Origin of the sequence: Streptomyces profundus (assembly GCF_020740535.1) — a bacterium.
Classification (GTDB): Bacteria; Actinomycetota; Actinomycetes; order Streptomycetales; family Streptomycetaceae; genus Streptomyces; species Streptomyces profundus.
The window spans coordinates 4931256-4958227 of record NZ_CP082362.1; the positions used below are offsets into that span (position 1 = coordinate 4931256).

General features: G+C 70.7%; 18 protein-coding genes and 1 pseudogene. 15 read left to right on the forward strand and 4 right to left on the reverse strand.

What is annotated here, in order from left to right; genetic code table 11:
* Positions 1-74 precede the first annotated feature (74 nt).
* The 13 genes and pseudogenes from K4G22_RS21770 (at position 75) to K4G22_RS21830 (ending at position 19867) form a co-directional block, all read left to right on the forward strand.
* Positions 75-518, forward strand: coding sequence for a hypothetical protein (locus K4G22_RS21770; RefSeq protein WP_228082025.1), 444 nt, complete (start codon positions 75-77; stop codon positions 516-518).
* A gap of 212 nt (positions 519-730) precedes the next feature.
* Positions 731-1604 (forward strand): annotated as a pseudogene (locus K4G22_RS21775) (IS5 family transposase); the annotation flags it as partial.
* 634 nt (positions 1605-2238) lie between these two features.
* Positions 2239-4500 (forward strand): glycosyl hydrolase, encoded by a 2262-nt coding sequence (locus tag K4G22_RS21780; protein WP_425336736.1) that lies wholly within the window; start codon positions 2239-2241, stop codon positions 4498-4500.
* 159 nt (positions 4501-4659) lie between these two features.
* Positions 4660-5181, forward strand: a complete 522-nt coding sequence (locus K4G22_RS21785; protein ID WP_228082026.1) for a pyridoxamine 5'-phosphate oxidase family protein — start codon at positions 4660-4662, stop codon at positions 5179-5181.
* A 126-nt stretch (positions 5182-5307) separates the two neighbouring features.
* Complete coding sequence (locus K4G22_RS21790; RefSeq protein ID WP_228082027.1) at positions 5308-5847, forward strand: GNAT family N-acetyltransferase; 540 nt, start codon at positions 5308-5310, stop codon at positions 5845-5847.
* Between the two features lie 146 nt (positions 5848-5993).
* Positions 5994-6773 carry a TIGR03936 family radical SAM-associated protein gene (locus tag K4G22_RS21795; protein ID WP_228084183.1) on the forward strand — a complete coding sequence of 260 codons (780 nt, stop codon included), beginning with the start codon at positions 5994-5996 and terminating at the stop codon, positions 6771-6773.
* Between the two features lie 201 nt (positions 6774-6974).
* Positions 6975-10682 (forward strand): ribonuclease E/G, encoded by a 3708-nt coding sequence (locus tag K4G22_RS21800; protein ID WP_228082028.1) that lies wholly within the window; start codon positions 6975-6977, stop codon positions 10680-10682.
* 231 nt (positions 10683-10913) lie between these two features.
* Complete coding sequence (gene rplU / locus K4G22_RS21805) at positions 10914-11237, forward strand: 50S ribosomal protein L21 (RefSeq protein WP_062204837.1); 324 nt, start codon at positions 10914-10916, stop codon at positions 11235-11237.
* A gap of 14 nt (positions 11238-11251) precedes the next feature.
* On the forward strand, positions 11252-11512 hold the full coding sequence (rpmA, locus tag K4G22_RS21810) for a 50S ribosomal protein L27 (protein ID WP_062204838.1): 261 nt from the start codon (positions 11252-11254) through the stop codon (positions 11510-11512).
* Between the two features lie 189 nt (positions 11513-11701).
* The gene (gene obgE / locus K4G22_RS21815) at positions 11702-13144 is read left to right on the forward strand and encodes a GTPase ObgE (protein WP_228082029.1); all 1443 of its coding nucleotides are present in this window, start codon (positions 11702-11704) and stop codon (positions 13142-13144) included.
* Between the two features lie 255 nt (positions 13145-13399).
* The gene (locus K4G22_RS21820) at positions 13400-14905 is read left to right on the forward strand and encodes a bifunctional cytidylyltransferase/SDR family oxidoreductase (protein WP_228084184.1); all 1506 of its coding nucleotides are present in this window, start codon (positions 13400-13402) and stop codon (positions 14903-14905) included.
* Positions 14902-16956, forward strand: a complete 2055-nt coding sequence (locus K4G22_RS21825) for a hypothetical protein (protein ID WP_228082030.1) — start codon at positions 14902-14904, stop codon at positions 16954-16956. Before K4G22_RS21820 ends, K4G22_RS21825 begins: the two co-directional genes overlap by 4 nt.
* Before the next feature lie 178 nt (positions 16957-17134).
* A complete protein-coding gene (locus K4G22_RS21830; protein ID WP_228082031.1) occupies positions 17135-19867 on the forward strand; it encodes a CDP-glycerol glycerophosphotransferase family protein in 2733 nt (910 codons plus the stop codon).
* 36 nt (positions 19868-19903) lie between these two features.
* Here K4G22_RS21830 and K4G22_RS21835 read toward each other — a convergent pair whose 3' ends face one another.
* Entirely contained in the window at positions 19904-21055 is a 1152-nt protein-coding gene (locus K4G22_RS21835) for an acyltransferase family protein (RefSeq protein WP_228082032.1), read from the reverse strand.
* 110 nt (positions 21056-21165) lie between these two features.
* Between K4G22_RS21835 and K4G22_RS21840 the strand changes: the two genes are divergently transcribed.
* Positions 21166-21822, forward strand: a complete 657-nt coding sequence (locus K4G22_RS21840) for an alpha/beta hydrolase family protein (protein ID WP_228082033.1) — start codon at positions 21166-21168, stop codon at positions 21820-21822.
* 1126 nt (positions 21823-22948) lie between these two features.
* On the opposite strand, the gene K4G22_RS21845 is transcribed toward K4G22_RS21840, so the two are convergent.
* Complete coding sequence (locus tag K4G22_RS21845) at positions 22949-23602, reverse strand: GNAT family N-acetyltransferase (protein WP_228082034.1); 654 nt, start codon at positions 23600-23602, stop codon at positions 22949-22951.
* Positions 23603-23815: 213 nt separating this feature from the next.
* Complete coding sequence (locus K4G22_RS21850) at positions 23816-25072, reverse strand: nucleotide sugar dehydrogenase (protein ID WP_228082035.1); 1257 nt, start codon at positions 25070-25072, stop codon at positions 23816-23818.
* A 67-nt stretch (positions 25073-25139) separates the two neighbouring features.
* Here K4G22_RS21850 and K4G22_RS21855 point away from each other — a divergent pair, with 67 nt between their 5' ends.
* Positions 25140-25913 carry a glycosyltransferase family 2 protein gene (locus K4G22_RS21855; RefSeq protein ID WP_228082036.1) on the forward strand — a complete coding sequence of 258 codons (774 nt, stop codon included), beginning with the start codon at positions 25140-25142 and terminating at the stop codon, positions 25911-25913.
* A gap of 39 nt (positions 25914-25952) precedes the next feature.
* Here the strand turns inward: K4G22_RS21855 and K4G22_RS21860 are convergent, their stop codons facing one another.
* Complete coding sequence (locus tag K4G22_RS21860; protein ID WP_228082037.1) at positions 25953-26891, reverse strand: TauD/TfdA family dioxygenase; 939 nt, start codon at positions 26889-26891, stop codon at positions 25953-25955.
* Between the last annotated feature and the right edge of the window lie 81 nt (positions 26892-26972).

Here is a 26972-nt window from a genome sequence, read left to right on the forward strand (position 1 = left end):
GTCACGACCAGAGAGGCGACCCCATGAGACCGTCGTTATCGCGCCGAACCATTCCGCTGACCTTTGCTGGAGCAATGCTACTCGCCGCCACCGCCACGTCTGCCGCCTTTACGGCCGCTGCCGCCGAGGTGCGGGCGACCGACACGCCCTTCCATGTCACCTCGGGTGACCGCTGCGACCACGGATCGTCCGAAGGCGTGTTGACCTGGGACGGAGTCCTTCCCGCCGGGGTGTGGGTGACCGGTTCGGTGCGGGACGGCGGCCCCGACAGCATCTGCGCCGACGACGGACTGTTGACGCGGGTCACCTTCACCGGACTCTCGCGTGGCCAGGAGATCGACCGGTCCGAGCACACCGTCGACAACGGCACCGAGGAGTTCCGCTTCCTGCTCGGCGACGAGCCGGTGATCGGCCCTGGCCCCCTGGACGAGGTGGTCGTGCGGATCTGCCGTTTCCCGGCACGCGCCCCCGACCCCGGCCTCGGCTACTGCGGCGAGCCCCGCTCCTACCCCCGCTGACCCGCAAAGCTGCGGATCACCACGAAAGCAAACGCGCCGCGCGTCGCCCCCGGTGTGCCCCACCCGGGACACACCGGAAGGGCCACCGCCCCAAGGCTGCCCGTGCCAGAGCACCCGCCCGCCCACGCGGGGCGCGGCCCGCCGTCCGGCGCCGCCTAAGGCCTGTCCGGCGGATCTTGTGACTGTCTCGGGCCTGTGTCGTTGGCATGGTCATGGGACGGGGAGATCTCACTAATGAAGAGTGGGCCCGGTTGAAGCCGCACCTGCCTAAGTCTGGGCAGCGAGGCGGACGTTGGGCCAGCCATCGCAGGATCGTCAACGGGATCCTGTTCCGGCTGCGCACGGGGGTGCCATGGCGAGACCTGCCCGCGCGTTTCGGCCCGTGGAAGACCGTGTATGAACGACACCGGCGCTGGTCGGCGGATGGCACCTGGGACAAGATCTTCGCGGCCGTCCTGGCGGACGCCGACGCCGAGAACCGGATCGACTGGTCGATGGTGAGCGTGGACTCACGTCCTGCCGTGCCCACCAGCACGCCGCCGGAGCACGCAGGAGACCACCGCGGGTACCGGGAAAAGACGCACGCCCCGGCAACACCGCCCCGACGAGGGACTCGGACGCTCCCGGGGCGGCCTGACGTGCAAGATCCATCTCGCCGGTGAGGGTGGGCGCCGCCCGCTGTCCCTGCTGATCACACCGGGCCAGTGGGGCGACGCTCCACAACTCATCCCGGTCATGGACGGCATCCGGGTCGGCCGCCCGGACGGGGGTCGGCCTCGGACACGCCCTGACCACCTCGGCGGGGACAAGGCGTATTCCTCCCGCCGAAACCGCCGCTACCTGCGGCGACGCCACATCAAGCACACCATCCCCGAACCAAGAGACCAGCGCGCCCACCGCAAAAGACGCGGCAGCCGTGGCGGCCGGCCCACCGGCTTCGACAAGTCGATCTACAAGCGGAGGAACGAAGTGGAACGAACGATCAATGCCCTCAAGAACTTCCGCGCGGTGGCCACGAGGTTCGACAAACGCGCCTACGTCTTCCATGGCACCGTCACCGCTGCCTCGATCCGACTCTGGCTCCGCTCACGATCCGCCGGACAGGACTTAAGTCGCCGACCAGGCCCGGACGTTCCCCCGTCACCGCCGCCCGCAGGGCCCCGCCGTCCGCCCACGCGGGGCGCGGCCCGCCGCCCAGCACCGCGAGGTGAGCTGAAGCCGCCTGCCAGGCCCGGACGTTCCCCCGCCACGACTGCCCGTGCCAGGGCCCCGCCGTCCGCCGGCGCAGGGCGCGGCCCGCCGTCCGGCGCCGTCACGTCGGCCGAAGTCGTCGACCAGGCCCGGACGTTCTCCCGTCACGGCTGCTCCACGGGCACGGGCACGTATGCCGGCGCAGGGCCCCGGAGTCTCGGCCCTCCCGCCCCCCGCAGCGCACCGCCGCCCGCAGGGCAGGGCCCGGCCCGCCGGGCCGCCAGGGCCCGGCGTTTGCCCAACGCCGCCCGCGCAGGGCAACGCCGCCCGCAGGGCAGGCGCGCCGGGCCGCCAAGGCCCGGCGTTCGCTCAACGCCCCCCGCGCAGGGACCGGTTCCCGTTCGATCCATTGACACGAAAAAGGCCCGTCTCTAGGTTCAGAACGCATCAAGAGAGCGCTCTCAGCCGTCATTTCACGTCCCGTTCCCGTCCCGTTCCTTCCCCCCACCGGTTGCGAGGTACGACGCACATGCGGCCACTCACCCACACCAGACGCATCGCACTGATGCTGACGGCCGGCGCCACCGCGTTGGCCGGGTTGACTCTCATTCCCGGCTCGGCCACCGCCGCCGAGGTACCCGTCGGGAACGGCGGTTACTCGGACGAGCGTCCGGCGGGCACCGTCGGCCCGCTCGACTCCGCGGGCAACCCCGTCACCCCCCAGCTGACCGACGCCGTCGCCGACCAGCCCGTCCCCACCAACGACTGGTGGACGTCGTTGGTGTTCAAGCGCTACGCGGACATCCCGCACTCCCAGCCGATGTACGGGCATCCGCTCAGCTATCGCGCCGTGGCCAGCGGCCTTGAGGTCGGCTACCAGACACAGCCGAACGTCGACGGCGCGTACTACAACTTCCCCCACCAGGCCGACCTGACGCTCGGCGTCGCCGGCCTCGACTCGCCGGACACCAAGGCGGACGGGTGGTCCGACTGGACCGTCACGCCGTACTGGGAGGACGCGGGGCACACCTTCCGGGCGACCATCGGCCACGGCAGCCCGTACGTCTACGCCGAGGGCACCGGCGGCAACGCCGAGATCACCACGGCCGGTTCGGTGGAGGTCTTCGCCGACGAGGGCAGCACCCTGGGCATCACCGTCAACGGCCGCGACTACGCGCTCTTCGCGCCCAGCGGCAGCGGTTGGAACGTCTCGGGCACCACCATCAGCTCGGACCTCGGCGGCGAGGAGTACTACTCGGTGGCGGTCCTGCCCGACCAGGGCGCCCTCGACCTGTACGCCCAGTACGCCTACAGCTTCGTCACCGGATCGGTCGTGGACTGGGACTACGACGAGTCCGCCGGCCAGGTCAGCGCGACCTACACCTTGGAGACCGAGGCCAGGGAGGGCGACGAGACCGGCACCATCCAGGCGCTGTACCCCCACCAGTGGGAGTACGCGACCGACGAGCTGACCGACTACGAGTACGTCTCGCCGCGCGGCGTGATGCGGGTGCGGGACGGCAACTCGTTCACCACCAGGCAGGACGTCACCGGCGTGCTGCCGGCGCTGCCGCAGTCGGACGGGGTCGACCAGGCCCAACTCGCCACGTTCGTCAACGAGGTGGCGGCCGACGCCGAGATCGGGTTCGGCGACACCTACTGGAGCGGCAAGCAGTTCGGCCGCCTCGCGCAGGTGGTGCCGATCGCCGACCAGATCGGTGAGACGGAGGCCAGGGACACGCTGCTGGCCGCCATGAAGGCCGGCTTCGAGGAGTGGTTCACGGTCGGCGGTCCCGCGGAGTTCTCCTACGACTCCGACTGGAAGACCCTCACCGGCTACCCGGCCTCCTACGGCAGCGACCAGGAGCTGAACGACCACCACTTCCACTACTCCTACTTCGTGTTCGCCGCCGCCACGATCGCCTCCTACGACCCGGCGTGGGCCGAGGAGTCGGCCTGGGGCGGAATGGTCGAGGAACTGATCGCCGACGCGGCCAACCCGGCCAGGGACGACGACCGTTACCCGTTCCTGCGCGGATTCGACGTCTACGCCGGACACAGCTGGGCGGCCGGGCACCAGGGCTTCGAGGCGGGCAACAACCAGGAGTCCTCGTCCGAGTCGGTCAACCTCAGCGCCGGCCTCATCATGTGGGGCGAGGCAACGGGCGACACCGAGCTGCGCGATCTGGGCGTCTACCTGCTGACCACCGAGTCCGAGTCGATCCGGCAGTACTGGTTCGACGGGGACGAGGAGAACTTCCCGGCCGACTACCAGCACAACACCGTCGGCATGGTCTGGAGCAACGGCGCCTCGCACTCCACCTGGTGGACCGGCAACCCGGAGGAGATCCACGGCATCAACGTCCTCCCGGTGACCGGCGCCTCGCTCCACCTCGCCAGGGACAAGGACGCGATCATCCGCAACCTGGAGGAGCTGGTCGAGGAGAACGGCGGCCCGCCCGTGGAGTGGAAGGAGATCCTCTGGGAGTTCCAGGCGCTGGCCGATCCCGCGGCGGCCCGCGCGGCCTATGACGGCGACGGCGGCGGAACCTACGAGCCGGAGGCCGGCGAGTCCTGGGCCCACGTCTACCACTGGATCTACACCCTGGACGCGATCGGCGCCCCCGACACCTCGGTGACCGCCGACAGCCCGACGGCGGCGGCCTTCTCCGACGGCACGACCACCACCTACGCCGCGCACAACTACGGCGACACCGAGCAGACGGTGACCTTCTCGGACGGCACGTCCCTGACGGTTCCCCCCGGCTCCTCGGCGAGCACCACCGGCTGAGCCCTTCCCGCACCATCGGCTACCCAGTCGCGCCCCCCGGCCCACCGCCGGGGGGCGCGGCGCCGTGCCCAGCGATGAGTTCCGGGCCGCGCGCGAGTCCCCCCTCACGGACCACGGGACCGAAGAGCCCGCCGGCCGAAGGAACGAGGAGGACGCCCGATGGCGGCCGAACCCACCACCACCCTCAACCCCGAGTTCAGCGAGCCCGACGTGCCGCCGACCCCCTGGGCCACGGCGCTGCGCGCGCTGGCCGAAGCGGAGATCTTCTGGCTGTCCACGGTCCGCCCCGACGGCCGTCCCCATGTCACGCCGCTGCTGGCGATCTGGCAGGACGGCCGCGCCTGGTTCACCACCGGCCCTGGGGAGCGCAAGGCGAAGAACCTCGCGGCCAACCCGGAGGTCGTTCTGACGACGGGGCGCGACACGCTGCACCAGGGCCTCGACCTCAGCATCGAGGGCCGGGCCCGGCGGAGCACGGACGCGGAGGCGTTGCGCCGACTGGCCGACGCCTATGCCGCCAAGTACGGACAGGACTGGGCCTTCGAGGCCCGCGAAGGGGCGCTCCACCACGCGGAGGGCGGCAGCGCGCTGCTCTTCGAGCTCACCCCGTCGCGCGTCTTCGGATTCGCCAAGAACCCCTACTCACAGACCCGTTGGGACTTCCCCGGCGATCGCCCCTGAGTGGCCCCAAGAAAAGTCGCAGTCGGTGATCCCCCTCTGACCAGGCGTTATTCCCCCATGGTCCGGGGGGCGCACGGATGCCTGGTTGCCGTGGGCCCGGGGCGCACGCAGGATGGTTCGGTGCCCATGCTGATCACGCCCCGCAGCGCTCTGCGGAACACGTTTCTTGACGCCGTTCGGGAGTTCCGCTCGGAGGGACGCGGTACCGCCTCGGACGACACCATGCTCGGCCGGGACATCGCGCTGCACGGCGACCGATGGCAGGAGCCAGCCATCTTCGACGAGTACGTGCGCCGCCTGATCGCCGACGCGAAGGCCGACACCGCGCGGCCCGCCGGCATGGTGCCCTCCACCACGCTCTGGTTCGCCGAGGGGGACGTCTTTCTCGGCCGGATCTCCATCCGACACCAGCTGACGCCCCGCCTCATGGAGTGGGGCGGCAGCATCGGCTACGACGTGCGCCCCTCGGCCAGGGGCCGGGGAAACGGCCGGACCATGCTGCGCGCCACCCTGCCGCACGCCTGGGGCCTCGGCCTCGATCCGGTGCTCGTCACCTGTGACACGGACAACATCGCCTCCCGCAAGGTGATCGAGGCCGCCGGCGGCGTCTTCGAGGACAAGCGGGGCGACAAGCTCAGGTACTGGATCGCCACCGCGCCGTCGTAACCTGGTCGCGGGGTTCTGACGGACCCCGCGACACGGCAACACAGTCACGCCCCACCCCCGGCGGGGTCGGCGCGCGGCGGGAGCGACCGAGGGACTGAGGACAACTGGGCAAGCGACAGCCCGTAGGACCGCCCCCTGCACCCGTGGTGCAGCGCGTGCGGCTGCGGTACACCAAGCGCGGCCGTCTGCGGTTCACCAGCCACCGCGACTTCCAGCGGGCCTTCGAACGCGCCCTGCGGCGCTCCGAGGTGCCGATGGCCTACTCGGCCGGCTTCACACCGCATCCCCGGGTGTCCTACGCCAACGCCGCGCCCACCGGCACGGCCAGCGAGGCCGAGTACCTGGAGATCGCGCTGGCCGAGACGAGGGAGCCGGCCGAGCTGCGGGCGCGCCTCGACGAGTCGCTGCCCACCGGGCTCGACATCGTCGAAGCCGTTCCCGCACGCACGGGGGACTTCGCCGACCGGCTCGCGGCCTCCGTGTGGGAGCTGCGTCTCGACGGCGTGCCGGCCGAGACCGCCGGGCGCGCCGTCGACGCCTTTCTCGCCGCCGGCGAGGTCATGGTGCGCCGGCAGACGAAGAAGGGCATCAGGGACTTCGACGCCCGGGGCGCCGTGGTCTCCCTCACGGCCGAGGAAGGCGGGTCCGATAGGCCCGGCTCCGCTCCCTGTGCGATACTGCGCCTGGTAGTACGGCATCTCACCCCCGCCGTACGACCCGACGACGTCCTGTCCGGTCTCCGCGCTACGGCCGACCTGGCGCCGCCGGTCCCCGCAGCGGTGACCAGGCTGGCGCAGGGGCCGCTCGATGAGGAGACCGGCACGGTGCTCGACCCGTTCGCGCCCGACCGCGACGCTGCCCAGGCCGCATTTGCCACGGCCCCAGGACAGTCACCCGCGGCGGCGCCGGGAGCCGCCGGACAGTGATGCCGTCGCCCGCGCCGTCGAACCGCTTGGGGCCAGGGAGCCACTCGGGCCCGACCGTTTCAGCCGGCGCATCGACCAGCAGACTTTCGCCGTAGCCGGGCCATGGCGGTCCGGAACCGGCGAGCGACACGACAGCTCCCGAGCGGCGCCCGCCGTGACAGGGTTGGGGTGCCCGGGAGCATGACGGGAGAACCGCCCGCAATGCACGATCGACACGAGCCCGCGAACGCGGAAGGTGCGGAACGCACCGACGACAGCAACACACCGAGTGACACCCTCCCGCCCCGGCGGCGCCGCCGCGTCGCGAGCCGCCCCGCGGGGCCGCCGACCAGCGTGGCCGAGCCGGTGACCGCCGAGGTCACCGAGGCCACGCCGCCGGCGCCCGAAGCGGCCAGGGAGGCGCCGCCGGCCCCCGAGCCGGCCGAGGAGCCGGCGCCGCCGCGCCGGCGCCGCCGCGCCACGAGGGCGACCAGCGAACCCAGGCCGGCCGAGAGCGCCGAAACGGCCGACGAACCCACCGAACCGACCGAATCCCCCGAGGCGGCCCAGGCACCCGCGGCTGAGGAAGCCACGCCCGAGGTCGCCGAGCTGGCGGATGTGCCGGAGGTCACCGAGGTGGCGCCGCGCCGGCGCCGCCGGGCCGTCCGCGCCGCCGCCGAGCCCGACCCCGAGGCCCCCGTCCGCCGCAGGCGGGCCGCCAAGAGCGAGCTCAAGGCCGTTGAGGCCGAGCCCGAGCCGGTCGCCGAGACCCCGGAGGAGCCGGCCGTCGAGACCACGGACGAGCCCGTCGAGACCACGCCGCGCCGCCGGCGCCGGGCGTCCAGGGCGGCGGCCGAGCTCGCCGCCCCGCCCGAGCCCGCCGCGGCGCCCGAGCCGGCCGAGGAGCGCGAGACCGGCCGCAGGCGCAAGCGGCCAGGCCGCGCCGAGGCCGAGCAGCGGCCGAAGGCGGGCGCCCCGCAGCCGGAGGAGGAGCTGCCGCAGCCGCCGGCCGCCCCGGCCGCGCCGGCCGTGGTGTTCCAGGCGCCGGTGTTCCAGGCCCCCATGTTCCAGACCCCGCAGCGCGCCGCCGAGGAGGCGGCGACCCGTTACGCCGAGGCCCCCGAGTCCGAGGTGGACGACGAGCTCGACGAGGCGGACGAGAACGACGCGCTGACGGCCGAGGCGCCCGAGGACACCGCGCCGGTCGCCGTCCCCGACGAGGACGAGGCCGCGGACGACGACAACGGCCGCGACCGCCCCGCCAGGCGCCGCCGCAGGGGCGGCCGGCGCCGCCGCAGGGGCGAGCTGGCCGAGCGCGCCGCCGAGGCGGCGGCCGGCGAGGCCGGCCCCGACGAGGCGGCCGGAGCAGCCGACGAGCGGCAGGACGAGGAGCCCGAGGCCGAGCCTTCGAGCGACGGCGACGACCAGGAGCAGGCCGAGGAGAACGGCGGCGGCTCGTCCCGCCGTCGCCGCCGTCGTCGGCGCCGCACCGGCGACGCGGGCGAGCAGCCGAACGGCGAGGACGACCCGGAGCGCACCGTCGTCAAGGTGCGCGAGCCGCGCCGCAAGCGCGAGGAGGGCGTCGAGTCCTCCGACGGGGTGCGGTCCATCAAGGGCTCGACCCGTCTGGAGGCCAAGAAGCAGCGCCGCCGCGAGGGCCGCGAGCAGGGCCGGCGGCGGGTGCCGATCATCACCGAGGCCGAGTTCCTGGCCCGCCGCGAGTCGGTCGAGCGGGTGATGGTCGTCCGCCAGCACGGCGAGCGCACCCAGATCGGGGTGCTGGAGGACAACGTCCTCGTCGAGCACTTCGTCAACAAGGAGCAGTCCTCCAGCTACGTGGGCAACGTGTACCTGGGCAAGGTGCAGAACGTGCTCCCCTCGATGGAGGCCGCGTTCGTCGACATCGGCAAGGGCCGCAACGCGGTGCTCTACGCCGGTGAGGTCAACTTCGAGGCGCTCGGCCTCGGCCACGGCCCCCGACGGATCGAGACGGCGCTCAAGTCGGGGCAGCCGGTGCTCGTGCAGGTCACCAAGGACCCGATCGGGCACAAGGGCGCGCGGCTGACCAGCCAGATCTCGCTGCCCGGCCGCTATCTGGTCTATGTCCCCGAGGGCTCGATGACGGGGATCAGCCGCAAGCTGCCCGACACCGAGCGCTCCCGGCTGAAGCAGATCCTCAAGAAGATCGTGCCCGACGACGCCGGCGTGATCGTGCGCACGGCCGCCGAGGGCGCCACCGAGGAGGAGCTGACCAGGGACGTCGAGCGGCTCCAGGCGCAATGGGCCGAGATCCAGAAGAAGAGCAAGAAGGGCAACGCCCCGACGCTGCTCTACGGCGAGCCGGACATGACGGTCCGGGTGGTCAGGGACATCTTCAACGAGGACTTCTCCAAGGTGATCGTCAGCGGCGACACCGCCTGGGAGACGATCCACGGCTATGTCTCGCATGTCGCGCCCGATCTGGCGGAGCGCTTGCAGCGCTGGACGTCGGAGGTGGACGTCTTCGCCACCTACCGGATCGACGAGCAGCTGATGAAGGCGCTGGACCGCAAGGTCTGGCTGCCCAGCGGTGGCTCGCTGGTGATCGACCGCACCGAGGCCATGGTGGTCATCGACGTCAACACCGGTCGCTTCACCGGCCAGGGCGGCAACCTGGAGGAGACGGTCACCAGGAACAACCTGGAGGCGGCCGAGGAAATCGTGCGTCAGCTGCGGCTGCGCGACCTGGGCGGCATCATCGTCATGGACTTCATCGACATGGTGCTCGAATCCAACCGGGATCTGGTGCTGCGGCGCCTGCTGGAGTGCCTGGGCCGGGACCGGACCAAGCACCAGGTGGCCGAGGTCACCTCGCTCGGCCTGGTGCAGATGACCCGCAAGCGGGTCGGCCAGGGCCTGCTGGAATCGTTCTCCGAGCCGTGTGTCCACTGCAACGGGCGAGGCGTGATCGTGCATATGGAGCACGCCCACGCGCCGGCCGGCGGCGGCGGTGGCGGCGGCAAGAAGGGGCGCAAGCGCGGCAAGGGCGCCGCCGCCGTGGAGGCGGCGGCGGTCGAGCACGCGACGGAGCAGGTCCCCGAGCCGGTGGGCGCCTCGGAGGAGCCCGAGCCCGTGGCCTCGGTCGACCCGGTGGAGCCGATCGTGCCCGCCGAGACCGCCCAGGCGGTGGAGCGGGACGAGCCGCTCGACCCCGTCGAGCCGGCCGAGCCGGCGGAGCCGACCGCCGGCCGGCGGCAGCGCCGCCGCGCCACCCGCAAGGCGAGCGCGCCGGCCGGGCCGCCGAAGGTGGCGGACGAGGGCGTGGTGACCACGGTCACCGAGCCCGAGCCCGTCGCGGAGCCGGTCGTGGAGCCGGAGCCGGTCGTCGCCGAGGAGCCGGCGGCCAAGCCGGCCAGGCGGCGCGGCAGCCGCAAGGTCAGCGTGCCGGCGGGCGCCCCCAGGACCACGTCCGAGCCGACCGTGCTGGTGGTCTCCCACGAGCAGCCGGAGCCGGCGGCCGAGCCGGAGCCGGCGCCCGCCGCGGCCCCGGAGCCGGCCGCTCCGCGCCGGGCGGCGCGTCGGGCCTCGGCGCCCGCGGGATCGCCCGAGGGTGCCGAGGAGGCCGTGATCACGGTGGTCGCCGCCGAGCCGGCCGAGGAGCCGGCCGAGGCAGCGGAGCCCGAGGCCCCGGCCAGGAAGACCGCCAAGCGCGCCACCACCAAGAAGACGGTGGCCAAGAAGGCGGCCGGCACGGCCAAGAAGACCACCACGAGCGCCCCAGCCAAGAAGGCCGCCAAGAGCGCCCCCGCCAAGAAGACGGCGGCGAAGAAGGCCACGGCGAAGAAGGCGACCGCCAAGCGCGCCACCACCAAGAAGACGGAGGCCAAGAAGGCCACCACGGCCAAGAAGTCCACGACCGGGGCGGCCGGTTCGGCCTCCACCGAGGAGTGACACGGGCACGGCCGACGGGTGGGTCGAATCCTGGCAGCGCGCCAGGATTTGACCCGCTTGTTGGCCCGTCCGTATTCTTGGCGATCGGCGTGTCACTGGACACGCCATGCTTCTGAGCAACCTTCCTCCCAGAACGCCACGCCCGGCCCGGCAGGGCCGTGTGGTCGGGAGAGGCCGGGCTCGCCCGTCGCTGGCATCAGAGGCTCCGCACCGAGTGAGAGAGAGTTCCGCGTGTACGCGATCGTGCGCACCGGCGGCCGTCAGCAGAAGGTCGCTGTGGGTGACGTCATCGAGGTTGACCGACTGGCGAAGAGCGAGGTCGGCGACACCGTCGAGCTCTCCACCCTCCTCGTTGTGGACGGCGAGACCGTCACCAGCGACCCGTGGGTGCTCGCCGGTGTGAAGGTCCAGGCCGAGGTCGTCGACCATCACAAGGGCCAGAAGATCCGGATCCAGAAGTTCAAGAACAAGACCGGTTACCGCCGGCGGATGGGTCACCGTCAGCTGCACACCCAGCTGAAGGTCACCAGCATCCCCGCCCCGGCCGCGAAGTAAGGGACTGAAGCGAGATGGCACACAAGAAGGGCGCGTCCTCCACGAGGAACGGCCGTGACTCCAACGCCCAGTACCTCGGCGTGAAGCGGTTCGGCGGCCAGGTGGTGAACGCGGGCGAGATCCTGGTCCGCCAGCGCGGCACCCACTTCCACCCCGGCAAGGGCGTGGGCCGTGGCAAGGACGACACGCTGTTCGCGCTGGAGGCCGGCGCGGTGCAGTTCGGTACCCACCGCGACCGCAGGGTCGTGAACGTGGTGCCGGTCGCCGCCGGCTGAGCGCGCGACTGACGGAATTCTCCAGAAGTCTCCAGGGCGGACCGTTCTTCCCCATGGCGGGAAGCGGTCCGCCCTTGGCTTTGTTGGTACGAACGTCGGTAGGCGCGCGCACCACTGACCGCACGCACCGCTGACCACACGCACCACTGACCACACGGAACACGCACGAACTGCCGGGAGGCACCTGTCATGACAACCTTCGTGGACCGCGTCGAGTTGCACGTCGGCGCGGGTAACGGGGGCCACGGCTGTGCCTCCGTGCATCGGGAGAAGTTCAAGCCGCTCGGTGGTCCCGACGGGGGCGACGGCGGCCGGGGCGGTGATGTGATCCTGGTGGTGGACCCGGAGGTCACCACGCTGCTGGAGTACCACCACCGGCCGCACCGCAAGGCCACCAACGGCAAGCCGGGCGCGGGCGGCAACCGCACCGGCGCGCTGGGCAAGGATCTGGTGCTGCCGGTGCCGGACGGCACGGTGGTGCTGGACGCCGACGGCGAGGTGCTGGCCGACCTGGTGGGCCCGGGCACCGCGTTCGTCGCGGGTCAGGGCGGCAGGGGCGGCCTGGGGAACGCGGCGCTGGCCTCGCCGCGCCGCAAGGCGCCGGGCTTCGCGCTGCTGGGGGAGCCGGGGGAGAGCCGGGACCTGGTGCTGGAGCTGAAGACCATCGCCGATGTGGCGCTGGTCGGCTATCCGAGCGCCGGCAAGTCCTCGTTGATCTCCGTGCTCTCGGCGGCCAAGCCGAAGATCGCGGACTACCCGTTCACCACGCTGGTGCCCAACCTCGGCGTGGTGACGGCGGGGGACGCCGTCTACACGGTGGCCGACGTGCCGGGGCTGATCCCCGGCGCCAGCGAGGGCCGGGGCCTGGGCCTGGAGTTCCTGCGGCACGTGGAGCGCTGTGAGGTGCTGGTGCACGTGCTGGACTGCGCGACGTTGGAGTCGGAGCGCGATCCGCTCTCCGACTTCGCGGTGATCGAGGAGGAGCTGGCCCAGTACGGCGGCTTGGGCGACCGGCCGCGTCTTGTGGTGCTCAACAAGACGGACATCCCCGAGGGGCAGGATCTCGCGGATATCGTCCGGCCCGATCTGGAGGCCCGGGGGCTGCGCGTCTTCGAGGTGTCGGCCGTGTCGCGGAAGGGCCTGCGGGAACTCTCCTTCGCGCTGGGCGCGCTGGTCGCCGAGGCGCGCGCGGCGAAGCCGCAGGAGGAGGCCACACGCGTGGTGATCCGGCCCAAGGCCGTGAATGACGCGGGCTTCACGGTAACCGCCGAAGGTGAGGATCTCTTCAGGGTTCGGGGGGAGAAGCCGGAACGTTGGGTGGTGCAGACCGACTTCGCCAACGAGGAGGCGGTGGGATATCTCGCCGACCGGCTGAACCGCCTGGGCGTCGAGGAGGAGCTGGTGCGCGCGGGTGCCAGGGAGGGCGACGGCGTGGCCATCGGCCCCGAGGACAACGCGGTGGTCTTCGACTGGGAGCCCACGGTGTCGGCTGGCGCCGAGATGCTGGGCCGGCGTGGCGAGGATCACCGCATGAACCCGCTGCGCCCCGCAGCCAGGCGGCGGCGTGATCGCGACGCCGAGCGAAAGGACTCCGCGCAGCGGGAATTCGAGGAATTCGACCCCTTTGAGTGACTTGGGTGGTATTGGTCGCCCTTCCGGTTATCTCGGTCGGTTTCTGATCGCCGGGCCGACCGTTCCGCTGTCGGTTCAGCGGCGAAAATGCCTGGTCACGCGAGCGCTTGGGGGCTTGGCTCGGCAAAGGTACGCTGTCTCGAACCGATAACGGTCGGCAACGGTCAGTCCGACTTAGGGGTCAAGCTTCTACGGGGGTTAACCTTCTCCTCGCGTAGGCGACACTTCTTGATACCGGCAGGAGCATCCTTGACCATGCAACCCAAAGGGCCGTCCCCGCACACCACAGCGGTCGTTCTGGCCGGTGGTACGGGCCAGCGCGTCGGGCTCTCCATACCGAAGCAGCTGATCAAGGTCGCGGGTAAGGCCGTTATCGAGCACACCCTGGCCATCTTCGAGGAGGCCGACGACATCGACGATGTCATCGTGCTGATGGCCCCCGGGTACGCGCAGGACGTCGAGCGCATTGTCGCCAAGAGCGGGTTGGCCAAGGTCAGTCGGGTCATCGAGGGGGGCGCCACCCGGAACGAGACCACCCAGCGCGCCATCGCCGCGCTGAGCGAGGGCCTCGCGGAGGGCGAGGAGCGGCATGTGCTGTTCCACGACGCGGTGCGTCCGCTGCTCTCGCAGCGGGTGATCAGCGACTGCGTGCGCGCCCTTGAGCGCTACCAGGCCGTGGACGTGGCCATACCGTCCGCTGACACCATCATCGTCACCCGCACCCACGGCGAGGACGGCGAGTTCATCACCGACGTGCCGGACCGCTCGCGGCTGCGGCGCGGCCAGACGCCGCAGGCGTTCCGGCTGTCCACCATCCGCCGCGCCTACGAGGTCGCCGCCGACGACCCGAACTTCCAGGCCACGGACGACTGTTCGGTGGTCCTGAAGTACCTGCCCGACGTGCCGATCCATGTGGTGCCGGGCGACGAGTTCAACATGAAGGTCACCCAGCCGGTCGACGTCTTCCTCACCGACAAGCTCTTCCAGCTCGCCTCCACGGCCGCGCCCGCGCAGTCCGACGAGGCCGCCTACCGGGAGCGGCTGTCGGGGAAGACCGTGGTGGTCTTCGGCGGTTCGTACGGGATCGGCAAGGACATCGCCGACCTCGCCGCCGGCTACGGCGCCACGGTCTACCCGCTGGGCCGCTCCACCACCGGCACCCACGTGGAGAACCCGGAGGACGTCGCCGAGGCCCTGGCCAAGGCCCACGCGGACACCGGGCGCATCGACTACGTGGTGAACACCGCCGGCGTGCTGCGCATCGGGAAGCTCGCCGAGACGGACGACGCCGTCATCGAGGAAGCCCTCAAGGTCAACTACCTGGCCCCGGTGCGGATCGCCCGCGCCGCGCACCGCTATCTCGCCGAGTCCCAGGGCCAGTTGCTGCTCTACACCTCCAGCAGCTACACCCGGGGCCGCGCCGAGTACAGCCTGTACTCCTCGACCAAGGCGGCCATGGTCAACCTCACCCAGGCGCTGGCCGACGAGTGGGCGGGCGACGGCGTCCGCGTCAACTGCGTCAACCCGGAGCGGACGGCGACCCCGATGCGGACCAAGGCGTTCGGCCAGGAGCCGGCCGGCTCCCTGCTCTCCTCGGAGGCGGTCGCCCGCACCTCGCTCGACGTGCTGCTGTCCACCATGACGGGCCATGTCATAGACGTCCGCCAGCAGGACCCGACGGCGGACGCCAGCCAGGCGGGATCCTTCGAGCGCGCCCTGGCCGCCGCCCTCAGCGCCGAGGCCGCCGGGGGGGTGGCATGACCCTCGGACTGTTGCGCCGGCTCGCCGGCGTGACGACCACCGCCGAGCTGTTCGTCGCGGTGGTCGTGGTGGTCAGCTATCCGGCGATGCTGCTCACCGCCCTGCTGCCGACCACCGGCGGGTTCGCCGTCGTCGCGGCCCTGAGCTATCTGGGCGACCACTACCTGCACCGCAGGGGCAGCTATCTGCTGGTGCGGATGGGCAAGGCCAGGGTCGGCCTGACGGTCCGCTTCCTGCTCCGCCAGCTGCTGCTGGTCCTGCTGCTGGCCCGCACCGACTGGACCGGCGAGACGGTGACGCATGTCGCCGTCGTCGGGCTGCTGGCGTTCTACGCCCTCCAGATCCCGCACACCGCGCTGGTCACGGTGCTGCGCCGCAAGCGCAGGCTGCCGTTCGCCACCCGCAACATCGACCTCGGCTCGATGCCGGTGCCCGACGGGGCGCCCCGCTGGCTCACCCACCGCGCCGTGGAGAAGGTGCTGCACGTCGAGGTGCCGCTGTTCGCCGGCCTGTTGGTGACGGCGCTCACCGACGACACCGCCTTCGGCTACGCCGGCGCCGTGGCCACCCCCGTGCTGGTCCTGCTCTATCTGCTGGCGCTGCTGCCCTATCTCCGCGCGGCCAAGCTGCCGCCGGACCCGGACGCGGCCCTGGCGTGGTTCGACGGCTGGCTGCGCGAGCACCAGCCGCGCACCGCGCTCTACTTCTCCGGCTCCAAGGAGTCCGTCTACCAGGCGGACATGTGGCTGGAGACCATGGAGCAGCTGGACACCAAGCCCCTGGTGATCCTCCGCGAGCGGTCCATCCTCAGCCGGCTGGCCACCACCACCGTTCCCGTGGTGTGCGTGCCGAGCGCGGTGCACCTGATGAACATGGACCTCTCGACGCTGCGCGTCGGGCTCTACCCGGCGAACGTCGGGAAGAACCTCCACCTGCTGCGGGTGCCGACCATGAAGCACGTCTTCATCGGGCACGGCGACAGCGACAAGATCGCCAGCATCAACCCCTACGCCAAGGCGTACGACGAGGTGTGGAGCGCGGGCCGGGCCGGCCGGGACCGTTACGCGCTGGCGGACGTCGGCGTGCGGGACGAGGACATCGTGGAGGTGGGCCGCCCCCAGCTGGCGTCCATCCTGCCGGCGAGCACCCGCCCGGCCGACCGCATCCCGACCGTCCTCTACGCCCCCACCTGGGAGGGCTGGACGGACGATCCGGGGAACACCTCGCTGCTGCTGGCCGGCGAGAACATCGTCCGCCGGCTGCTGGAGTCCGAGAGCCCGGTGCGGGTGATCTACAAGCCGCACCCGTTCACCGGCACCAGGGACCCGGCCGCCGGCGCCGTGCACCAGCGGATCGCCGCCATGATCGAGGAGGCCGCCGCGGTGCGCGCGAGGGACCCGCGCTGGGCCGCGGAGGCCGAGCGCACCGCTGCCGACCGGGCCGCGGCCCGCGCCGCGCTGCGCGCCATCGAGGAGACGGGCCGGCTGGGCCAGCCGCTGCTCACCGCCGTCTGGGACGACGCCTCGGTCTCCAGGGACGCGCAGACGCCGGCCGACCAGGCGACGATCGAGGAGCGCGGCTTCGCCGAGTGGAACGACGCGTTCTGGCGCTCCCTCGGCTGGTGGGAGCACCGCGTGATCACCGGCTCCGAGCCGCGTCTCTTCGACTGCTTCAACGAGTCGGACGCGCTGGTCTCGGACATCTCCAGCGTGGTCTCCGACTACATCGCCAGCGGCAAGCCCTACGCCGTCACCGACTCGGCCGGGCTCGGCGCCGAGGAGTTCCGCCGGCAGAACACCGCCGTGCGGGCCGCCGTCATCCTGTCCAACGACGCCGCGCGGCTCGACCAGCTGCTCGCCGCCGTGACCAGCCAGGGCGCCGACCCGCTGGCCCAGGACCGGCGCGAGCTGAAGCGCTACCTGCTGGGGCCCGACGAGCCCAGCTCGCTCCAGCGGTTCAACGAGGCCGTCAACGCGCTCGCCGCACGGGCCGAGGCGCGGAACCAGAGCCTGGGCGAGACGGGGGCCACAGCCGTGGTGACAGCCCCCTGACCGCCTGATCCCTGGGCCGCCGCCGGCTGGCCCGCCCTTTGAGCACCAAGGTTCCTAGCACCAAGGTTCCTAGCACCAAGGTTCGTAGCACCAAGGTTCGTAGCAAGACGAGGAAGAGGCACGAGAGTCCGTGGTCGCGAAGCCCGAAGAGATGATTCCGGAGGAACTCCGGCGGCGGATGCGGTTCCTGCCGGAGGCCACCGAGGCCGAGCGCGTGGAGTTCTTCGACGCGGTCGGCGAGTTCCTGGCGGCGGAGGCGGGAAGAGCCGACAAGCTCGACAAGTTCCCGCCGGTGGCCCGGATCAAGTGGCATCTGGCCAAGGCGCGCCGCGCCGACGAGCTGCTGGCGGTGCTGAGCTTCGAGCGGGAGAACCCGGCCGCGTTCCCGGTGCGCGGCCGGCTGCGGCCCGCCGTGGCGATCCCCGGCGTGGACACGGCGGCGCTGCCCTCCTCGGTGCCCCGGCTGCGGCTGCGCGAGATGCCGGTGCGCGCCAAGGCCACCGACGTGCTGTGGCGGGACGGCCGGCTGGTGCTGCGCGGCTTCGGCTATGTGGTCAACCTGCCGGACGGATCGCACACCCCGCTGCCCCGGCTGGCCTGGCTGCGGGCTAAGGGTGGGCGTCGGATCACGGTGAAGTTCCGCGCCGAGGAGGCGACTCGGGCCACGCGGGACTCCAAACAGGCCCTGCACAACTACGACGACGCCGGCTTCGAGCTGGTCATCGACCCCAACAAGCTGAAGTCCAGGGGCCGTTGGCGCGCCGGCACCTGGGGCCTCACGCTGGCGCTGCCCCGCCCGGGCGGCTATGTGCCCGGCCATGTGGACCGCGTCGACGTCGGCTCGGCCGGCCACTCCCAGTCCCGCGACCTGGGCGACGGCGCGCGCCTCGTGGCCAGCTTCGTCGAGGGCCGCTTCCAGGTGCGGATCGAGCTGCCCGAGGCGGAGATCACCGACCAGCGGATCGTGGACGGCTACGCCCTGCGCTTCGGCCTGCGCTCGCCGGCCACCGGCAAGCTGCCGACCAAGCTGCGCGTGGTGCGCAAGGACGGCAAGACGCCCGCGAGCTACCCGCTGGTGCGGGCCGAGGGCGACGACCGCTGGAGCAGGTTCACGGCGGACATCCCGCTGGCCGACCTCTCGGTGGCCGACGAACCGGGCGAGAAGACCATCGACTTCGTCACCCACATCGACTTCGCCGACGGCACCGACCGCCGCGCCACCGTGTGCGAGGGGTTCGCGCCCGGCCGCTACACCCGCCCCGGGGGCCGCGAGGTCGCCGTGACCACGGACGGCCCCGGGCTGCTCAAGCTGCACGACCGCGCCCGGCAGGCGGTGGTCGACTCGATGCGCTGGAGCGGCGGCGCGCTGATAGTCGAGGGCGAGTACGAGGGCCCGGGACACAGCAAGCGCCTGGTGCTGCGGCACGGCGAGCGCTTCGAGGAGCACATCCTCCCGCTGGAGTGGTCGGACGGCCGCTTCGAGGCGCGGATCACGCCCGACAAGGTGACCACCTACGACGCGGTGCTGCCGCTGCGCGCCGGCCGCTGGTACCTCTGGCTGCGCGACAGGTCGGCCTGGGGCAACGACGCCGACATCCCGGTCAAGCTGCGCGCCGACCTGATCGACGGCACCCTGCCGCTGCGCAAGCGGGTCGCGGGCCGCACCTACACCGTCAACCGCCGTTACTTCGACCGGCTGTTCCTCGGCTCAGGGCCGGTGCTCGCCGCCGAGGAGCGCGGCGCCTACCGGCAGCGGCAGCTGCGGCAGGTGCTCACCCCGCGGTTCAAGCGGGAGCCGCTGCGCGAGGCGGTCTTCTACAACAGCTTCGGCGGCAAGCAGTTCTCCGACTCGCCCCGGGCGATCCACGAGGAGCTGGTCCGCCGGGGCGTCGAGGTCGAACACCTCTGGTCGGTCGCCGACGAACAGGTCGCGCTGCCCCCCGGCGTGCGCCCCATCGAATGGCACAGCACCGAGTGGTACGAGGCGCTGGCCCGCAGCCGCTACGTGGTGACCAACGTCGGCCTCGGCGACTGGTACGAGCGGCGCGAGGGGCAGTGCGTCGTGCAGACCTGGCACGGCACGCCGCTGAAGAAGATCGGCGCCGACCTGCTGGGCACCCCCAAGGCCAACCTCGCCTATATCGCCAGCCTGCCGCACCGCTTCCGGCAGTTCGACATCGTGGTCTCGCCCAACTCCTTCACCACCCCGATCATGCGGAACGCGTTCCGCTGCGAGGGCGAGGTCCTGGAGGCCGGCTATCCGCGCAACGACATCTTCCACCGGCCCGACCGGGAGAAGATCGCCCAGCGGGTGCGCGCCACGCTGGGCATCCCGGAGGGCAAGAAGGTCGTCCTCTACGCCCCGACCTGGCGGGACGACCAGCGGCACACCGCCTCCAAGTTCAAACTGGACCTCCAGGTCGACCTGACGGCGGCCAGGGAGGCGCTCAGCGACGACCACGTCTTCCTGTTCCGCAAGCACCCCAAGATCCTGGACGCCATCCCGGGCGCCGGGCAGGGCTTCGTCTACGACGTCTCCGCGTACCCGGACATCGCCGAGCTGTATCTGATCACGGACGTCCTGATCACCGACTACTCCTCGGTGCTCTTCGACTTCGCGCACTCGGGCCGGCCGATGCTGTTCTTCACCTACGACCTGGAGCACTACCGGGACACCCTGCGCGGCTTCTACTTCGACTTCACCGAGAAGGCGCCCGGGCCGCTGATCAAGACCTCGCCCGAACTGGTCGCGGCCATCCGCGACAGCGCGTCGGTGCGGCGCGAGTACGCGGCGAAGTACGAGCGGTTCGTCAAGGAGTTCTGCGAACCGTCCGACGGCCTCGCCACCAGCCGGGTGGTCGACCGGATGCTGGAGATCGCCGAACAACACGCGGCCGGCGACGGCCGTTAGGCGACCGCCGCCGGACCACCGGCGACTTTCCGGAGGCTAGGAGCGGGGCGCCGCCGTGTCGGCGTCCCGCGCCGCCGTCTCCTGCGGGCTCGGCGCCGTGGGCTTCTTCGGCCCGGTGAGCGCCTCCCGCTTGAAGAACCACTTCATCTGCGGCTCGACCAGCGGCCTGAGCAGCCGCTGCACCGGCGGGGCGCAGAGCAGCGAGATGCCCACGGCCGCGACCACCGTGGTGATCAGCAGCCCGGTCCAGATGTTCTGCATCGGCTCGGGGTCGTACCAGCCCCATTCGACGGAGCCACGGATCAGGAACCCGTGCAGCAGATAGCCGTAGAGGGTGCCGGCGCCCAACGCGGTGAACCACGCGTGGCGGCCGGGCACCAGCGCCAGGAAGCAGGCCGTCAGCAGGACGGCGCAGCCGAAGAGCGCCAGGGTCATCAGCACGCCCGCCCACCACGGCTCGCCCAACTCCTGGGCGCTGCCCCGGTGGTAGAACCACGCGTACTCCATGCGCGGCTCCGCCCAGTAGGCGATCACCGCCGCGACGGCGAGGATCGGCAACGCCAGCAGGCGCGCCGAGCGGCGCCGCACCAGCTGGAAGTGCTCGGGGCGCAGCGTCATGCCCAGCACGAAGTACGGGAGGAACTGCACCACCCGCTGAAGCTGTAGGTCGCTGCCCATGGTGGGGGACGCGGTGGCCACGGCGGCCAGCAGCAGCGCCAGCGGTACCGGCCAGCGGACGGCCTTCCACAGCGGCACGGTCAGCCGCCAGATGAACAGCGCCACCAGGAACCACAGCAGCCAGCGCGGCTCGAAGAGCGGCAGGTAGTTGTTGTCGTTCTCGTCCAGGCGGCGCAGGAAGTAGGTGTAGGCGACCTGGAAGACCACATACGGCACCAGGACCCCGGTGACCAGCCGCCTGACCCGGTCGGGCCGGCCGTCGAAGTTCCGTGAGAAGTAGCCGGCTATCAGAATGAAGGCCGGCATGTGGAAGGCGTAGACAAACATGTAGAGCGAGGTGACCACCCGGGAGTCCGCGCGCAGCGGCTCCCAGGCGTGGCCGACCGCGACCAGGACGATGGCCAGGTACTTGGCGTTGTCGAAGAACGCGTCACGCTGCTTGGGCCGGGCGCCCTGCTGGGGCAGCTGCGGTGACCTGGGGCGTTCCGTGGACGGCGGCGAGCCCGTCATGACGGCTCCTGCGTGGGGGAAGAGGAACAGCTCATCACCCTGCACCCTAATGGCAGGCAGCCGCCAGGTGACCCGCGGGCGTCCGAGCGGTGACGCGCCACACTGACCCCATGAGTGAGAAGACCCCACGACGGCAGACGGTCGCCACGCCGGGCGGCGACGCCCGCGTCCACTGGTACGAGGCGGACGCGCCGCGCGCCGTGCTGGCCCTGGGCCATGGCGCGGGCGGCGGCGTCGAGGCGCGGGACCTGGCGGCGCTGGCCGCGACGTTGCCGGCGCACGGCTGGACGGTGGCGCTGGTGGAGTCCCCCTGGCGGGTCGCCGGCAAGAAGGTGGCGCCGGCGCCGCGCACCCTGGACGCGGGCTGGCGCGCGGTGAGCCCGGCGCTGGCCGCGCCCGGCCTCCCCCTGGTCGTCGGTGGACGCAGCGCCGGCGCCCGCGTCGCCTGCCGCACGGCGGCCGAGACGGACGCGGTCGCGGTGCTCGCCCTGGCCTTCCCCCTCCACCCGCCGGGCCGCCCCGAGAAGTCCCGGGCAGACGAACTCCCCCTGGGCAAACTGCCGTTGCTCGTCGTCCAAGGCGGGAACGACCCCTTCGGCCGGCCCGCGGAGTTCCCCACCGACGCCACGGTGGTCGAGATCCCCGAAGCGGACCACTCCTTCACGGTCCCCAAACGCGCCGAACTGCCCCAGGAGACGGCGCTGCGCCTCCTGACGGACGCCGTCGCGGAGTGGATCCCGGGGGCGGTCTCGCCCGCCCACGGCTGAGGCCACGAACGCCCCTGCCGGCGATGGCGGGGGCGTCCGCCGGTGGGATGCCGTCTGCGGTCAGCCGTCCTTCGCCGGGATGACGAAGCCTCGCGTCGGCCCCGAGTCTGTGTTCCCCTCGGTGAACTTGGCGGCCACGGATGCCAGCGCGTCGGCGGTCACGTCCCGGCGCGTGGCCGGATCGGCAGTGTCATACACACGCCATGGCCCTGCGGCGTCGGTGGCGCGGCAGCGGTGGGCGGCTTACGTGGCGGGTGCGTGGCCGGGTTTCCGTGGTGTGCGGATGGCTGTCCGGGGGCTGGCTGGGAAGGGGAGGTCGCGGGGCTGGGTGGGTATCGCCGTCGGCGGGGTGGTTGGGTGGTTGGGGTGGGCGCCGGCTGGGCGCGGGGGCTCTTTGTGTTCTTGGGACGCCTTGCCGGTGGGGGTTCGGGTAGCGCGCACCCTGCTGCGCAGGGCCTCTCGCGGTGCCGCGCCGGTGCGCCTCTGCATGTTGCGCGAGGCCCGGGGTGGTGGTCGACGGCAGTTCGACGAAACGGCGCGGCTTTGAACGGGCGTGGCGCCGTAGGGGGCCCTGCGGAGCAGGGTGCGCGCCACGCGAGCCCCCGGCGGCCGATCGTCCCGAGGAGCAGGGGAGGTTCCCGCGCCCGGTTGGCGCCCGTCCCGGCCATCCGACGCCTCTGTCGACAGCGAAACCCCGCCCGCCCCGGGGCCTCCCCTTCGCAGCCAGCCCTTCTGCGGTCATTCGGACGATACGGAAACCCGGGCGGGCGGCTGTCACGTAGGCCGGGCGTCGTTGCCGCGACGACGGCGTACGTTCCCCATGACCAGACGTGTCAGACGACAACCGCCCTCGGCCGAGGTGGCGTTGGTGACGGCGGAACGGCCCACGCTGGAGGAGGCGTGGGCCGGGTTCGGTGGCGGGGTTCAGTGCTTGAGGTGGTCGACGTAGGGCGAGTGCGGGGCGCCCCCGTGCGAATGGGGCACTCGGCCTTGGACGGGGTGACAAGGTCCCGCGTCGGTCCCGATCCGCTCAGCCGTGGGCACCGATTGTGATCAAGATGGCTACGGATTGCGGCACGCCATACCTACCCGCAGTATTCGGTGGTCTGGCGGTGGCGCGGTCCGGTCACGCTCGTACGACGGACGGGCCAGCGTGGTCGCTGGCGAGCGCGTCCATGATGACCTCGTCGCAGACCTTGCCGAGCCAGTATCCGGCCTCGCGGAGGGATCCCACCGTACGGAAGCCGGCCTTCTCGTAGGCGCGGATGCCGGCCGCGTTGGGCGCGAGGACCTTGAGCCAGACCATACGTAGGTTGGTGATGTGGAAGGCGTAGTCGAGGGTGAGTCGGGTTGCAGCGGTGCCCAGCCCCTTGTTGCGGGCTTGGGGGGCGATCAGGATGACGTATTCGGCGGTCCGCACCGAGTGATCGGGCAGCAGCGTCGCCACACCAGCAGGCTCCGGGGCCTCCCCGGTCAGGTCCCAGATGGTGAAGCGGATGTTGTCTCCGCGCAGTTGATGGCCCATACCCTCGGTGCGGGCTTCGAGTGATTCCGGCTCCTGGCGGCCGTAGCCGACGAGGACGGCCGGGTCTTGCTCCCAGGTCCAGTATGTCTCGACCAACTCGGCCTGGTAGGGGCCCAGGGCACAGATGTCGTCCTTGATCCACAGGATCGGCTCAGGGGTGGTGATGGTCGCCTCCGATGGTGAGTGCGGGCGTGTAGTCGAGTGTCGAGAGTGGTTCGGCGACAGGCGTGCCGTCTGCGGTCTCGATCCAGGCATGAGAGGGACGCACCGACACCATCCATGCGCTTGAGCGCCACGGTCCGTCGCTGGACTGCTCAGCTCTCCCAGGTTCGTATAACGGACATGAGGCCACGTCACTCATGAGGCCGGCAAACCGGGTCGATGCCAAGCGTGCAATGACCTTGGGACGAGGGCCCTCAGAAAACTGAGGGGTGAACCGGAACAGGCGCCCGGGGTTCAACAGGGCGCTCACAGAACTTCGACGTTCCCGCCGGAAAGCCGGTTCCGGCAGTCGAGCACATACGACGCGTGCTCAAGGATCGACTCATAGTCGAATTCCGTATGATCCGTCAGCAGGAGTACGGCGTCGGATGCCGCGATTTCCTCAGCGGTCGCTTCTACGCGGACCAGGCGTGCATCGGGGTGGATGTCGTCTGCGACGTGCGGGTCCGCGCCACGCACGTCGGCACCGAGGTTGAGCAGAAGCTCAGCGACACGCACCGACGGCGACTCACGGGCGTCGGCGGTGTCGGCCTTGTAGGCCAGACCGAGGAGCAGGACACGAGATCCACTGACGACCATGCGACGCGTGTTGAACGCTTCCATGAGCCGTCGGACGACGTAGTCGGGCATGTGGCTGTTCACATCGTTGGCCAGGTCCACAAACCGGAACGGGACCCCGACCGTGCGTTCCACCTTCCACGACAGAAATGATGGGTCGATCGGCAGGCAATGCCCGCCGACTCCAGGACCGGGATTGAATCTCATGAACCCGAAGGGCTTGGACGCGGCGGCGTCGATCGCCTCCCAGACGTTCACTCCGAGCGACTTGGCGAGCATCGCCATCTCGTTGATCAGCGCGATGTTGACGTGCCGGAAGGTGTTCTCCAGAAGCTTGGTCAACTCGGCGGTGCGTGGGGACGAGACGGGGATGGTGCGCTCGACGATCCGGTCGTAGAACGTGTTGACGGCCTCCAGAGAAGCAGCGTCGAGGCCGGAGACGACTTTCGGGGTGTTCTCAAGGCGCCAGCGCGCGTTGCCCGGGTCGATCCGCTCAGGGCTGTAGCCAAGGTGGAAGTCCGTACCAGCGATAAGGCCGGACGCCTTCTCCAAGATCGGTAACAGCAGCTCCTCGGTTGTACCGGGATAGGTCGTGGACTCCAGGACCACGGTCACGCCGGGGCGTAGGTGCGGGCCCACCGTATGGGCACAGGACTCGATATGGGTCAGGTCGGGCACGCCGTCTCGCAGCGGGGTCGGTACGGTGATCACCGCGATGTCGAACCCGGCCAGCGCCGTGGCGTCGGCGGTCACGGAGTAGGCCCCGGAGTCCAGCGCCGCGCGGAGCCGTGCGGACGCCACGTCCTCCACGTGCGACTGGCCGGTGGTGATCTGCTGAACGCGCCGCCGGTCCACGTCGTAGCCGATGACATGGTGGCCCACCTCTGCGGCGCGCATGGCCAGTGGCAGCCCTACGTAGCCCTGACCAGCGATAACAACCTGCATGACAGCCCCTCCTGCAATTCCAGTGGTTGAATGGACCGTTGTCTCTGGTCTAGCGAGGAGAAGCGCTGTGCCCCTGGTGTCTGTCGTCATGCCCGTGTACAACTCGGCAGTCACTCTCGGCGCTTCGATCCGGTCGGTGCTCACGCAGACCCACAGCGATCTGGAGCTTCTGGTCACCGACGACAAGTCCTCCGATGACTCCATGGGCCTACTCACGGATTTGGCTCGGCAGGATGAACGTGTCCTACCGGACTCGGCACCCGAACGGGGCGGTGCGGGACGAGCACGGAACCTCGCTATCGCACGGGCCCGGGGGGACTACATCGCCTTTCTTGACAGTGACGACATGTGGCTCCCGAACAAGCTTGAGCGGCAAATCGACTTTGCTGCGACCGCCAGTACGCCGCTGACGTTCACCTCCTACTACAAGATGGACGCCGACTACGTTGGAGAGAGCACCGATTTCGTCCCGAACGGCCGCGTGGTCCGGGCGCGGGAACACGTCGACTACCGTGCGATGCTGATTCAAGATCACATCGGTGCTCTTACCGCTATGTACGACCGCACAGTCCTCGGCACGAGGCTGATGCCGGAGATGCATAAGCGACAGGATTACGCTCTATGGCTGTCCATCATGCGTGACGGCATTGACGCCCGGGGTCTTCCCGAGCCGCTGGCGGTCTACAGAGCCCACCGCGCGGGATCGCTGTCGTCCAACAAGCTGTCGCTCATCCCATACAACTGGTCGTTGTACCGCGAACACGAACGACTGTCGGTGCCCCGGTCAACACGTGCGCTGGCCGGAGCAGTCTGGCACTCGCTGCGTAAGACACGGATCTAGGACTGTCAGCGAGACTCGGCAGCCGTTCATGTTCGCCGTTTACGGGGTGATCGGTCTTGTGGTGCCCGAACTACGCAGGAACAGTTGGAGCAGCAAGCGGCGCTCCTCCGGTGGAATGTCGTGCTGGCAGTCGCCCAGTGGTTCGCGGCCGTGAACCCAGCGGTGCTGGTTCACGATCAAGAAGTCACCGCGCTGGAGGGTGAAGGACACCTGCCCAGCGACCATCTGGTCCGCGAGGTCCATGGCTGCCTGGGCGTGTGCCTCATCCAGCCCGGACTCAGCGAGCATCTTGGCGGTGAACCGAACGAATCCGAGGCCCGCGGGCTCGCCGTCCAGGACAGGGAACGGCCTGTACTCCTCGCCGACGTCAGAAAGATCAAAGAACGACCCGTAGCTGTATGCCAGGTCGGCCAGGAGGGTGCGACTTGATGGCGTCAGGCGTGATACGGCCGCGCGAGCATCGGAAAGAATGCTCGCGCCGGCACCGAGCGGGTCGGGCCGGACACACAGTAATGTCGTGTAATCCGGAGGCTGGGTCGCATTGACCAAGTCCATGTGAAATGCGTTGTACCCCGTTCCGGTGGACATGCCGGGGTTGGCGGTGAGACTGGTCCCGATCTCCTTCCATAGCGGCCATCGCTGGAAAGGCTGAAAGGGAATCGCCACTTCGGCCAGAATCGCCGTTGCCAAGCGTAGGAACTGTTCTCCGACCCCCAGCGCCTGAGCAATGTTGCGGAGACGCACCACGGAGTATCCGCCAGCCGTCCCGCCCAGCTTGCGCAGCAGGCTACTCCTGAACTCGTCGAATAACGGAGTCGCTTCCAGTAGGGACCGGTACCACTCCATCGTGGAATCTGCCAGGAAGGTGCCCTCCACGCTCCAAGCAGGAAGCGCCCTGCTGATTTTGATCAGATCTTCCTCCAACTCCCTTGGCGGGTCGATGAAGCAGGCCCAGTCACTCGCGATCTCGGGCATCATGCTGTTCCTTTCTGCAAGTTCACCGCGCCCGCTTGGGCGAAGTGCTGATCGCCCAACGACGCAGTCAGTCAGGATGCGCTC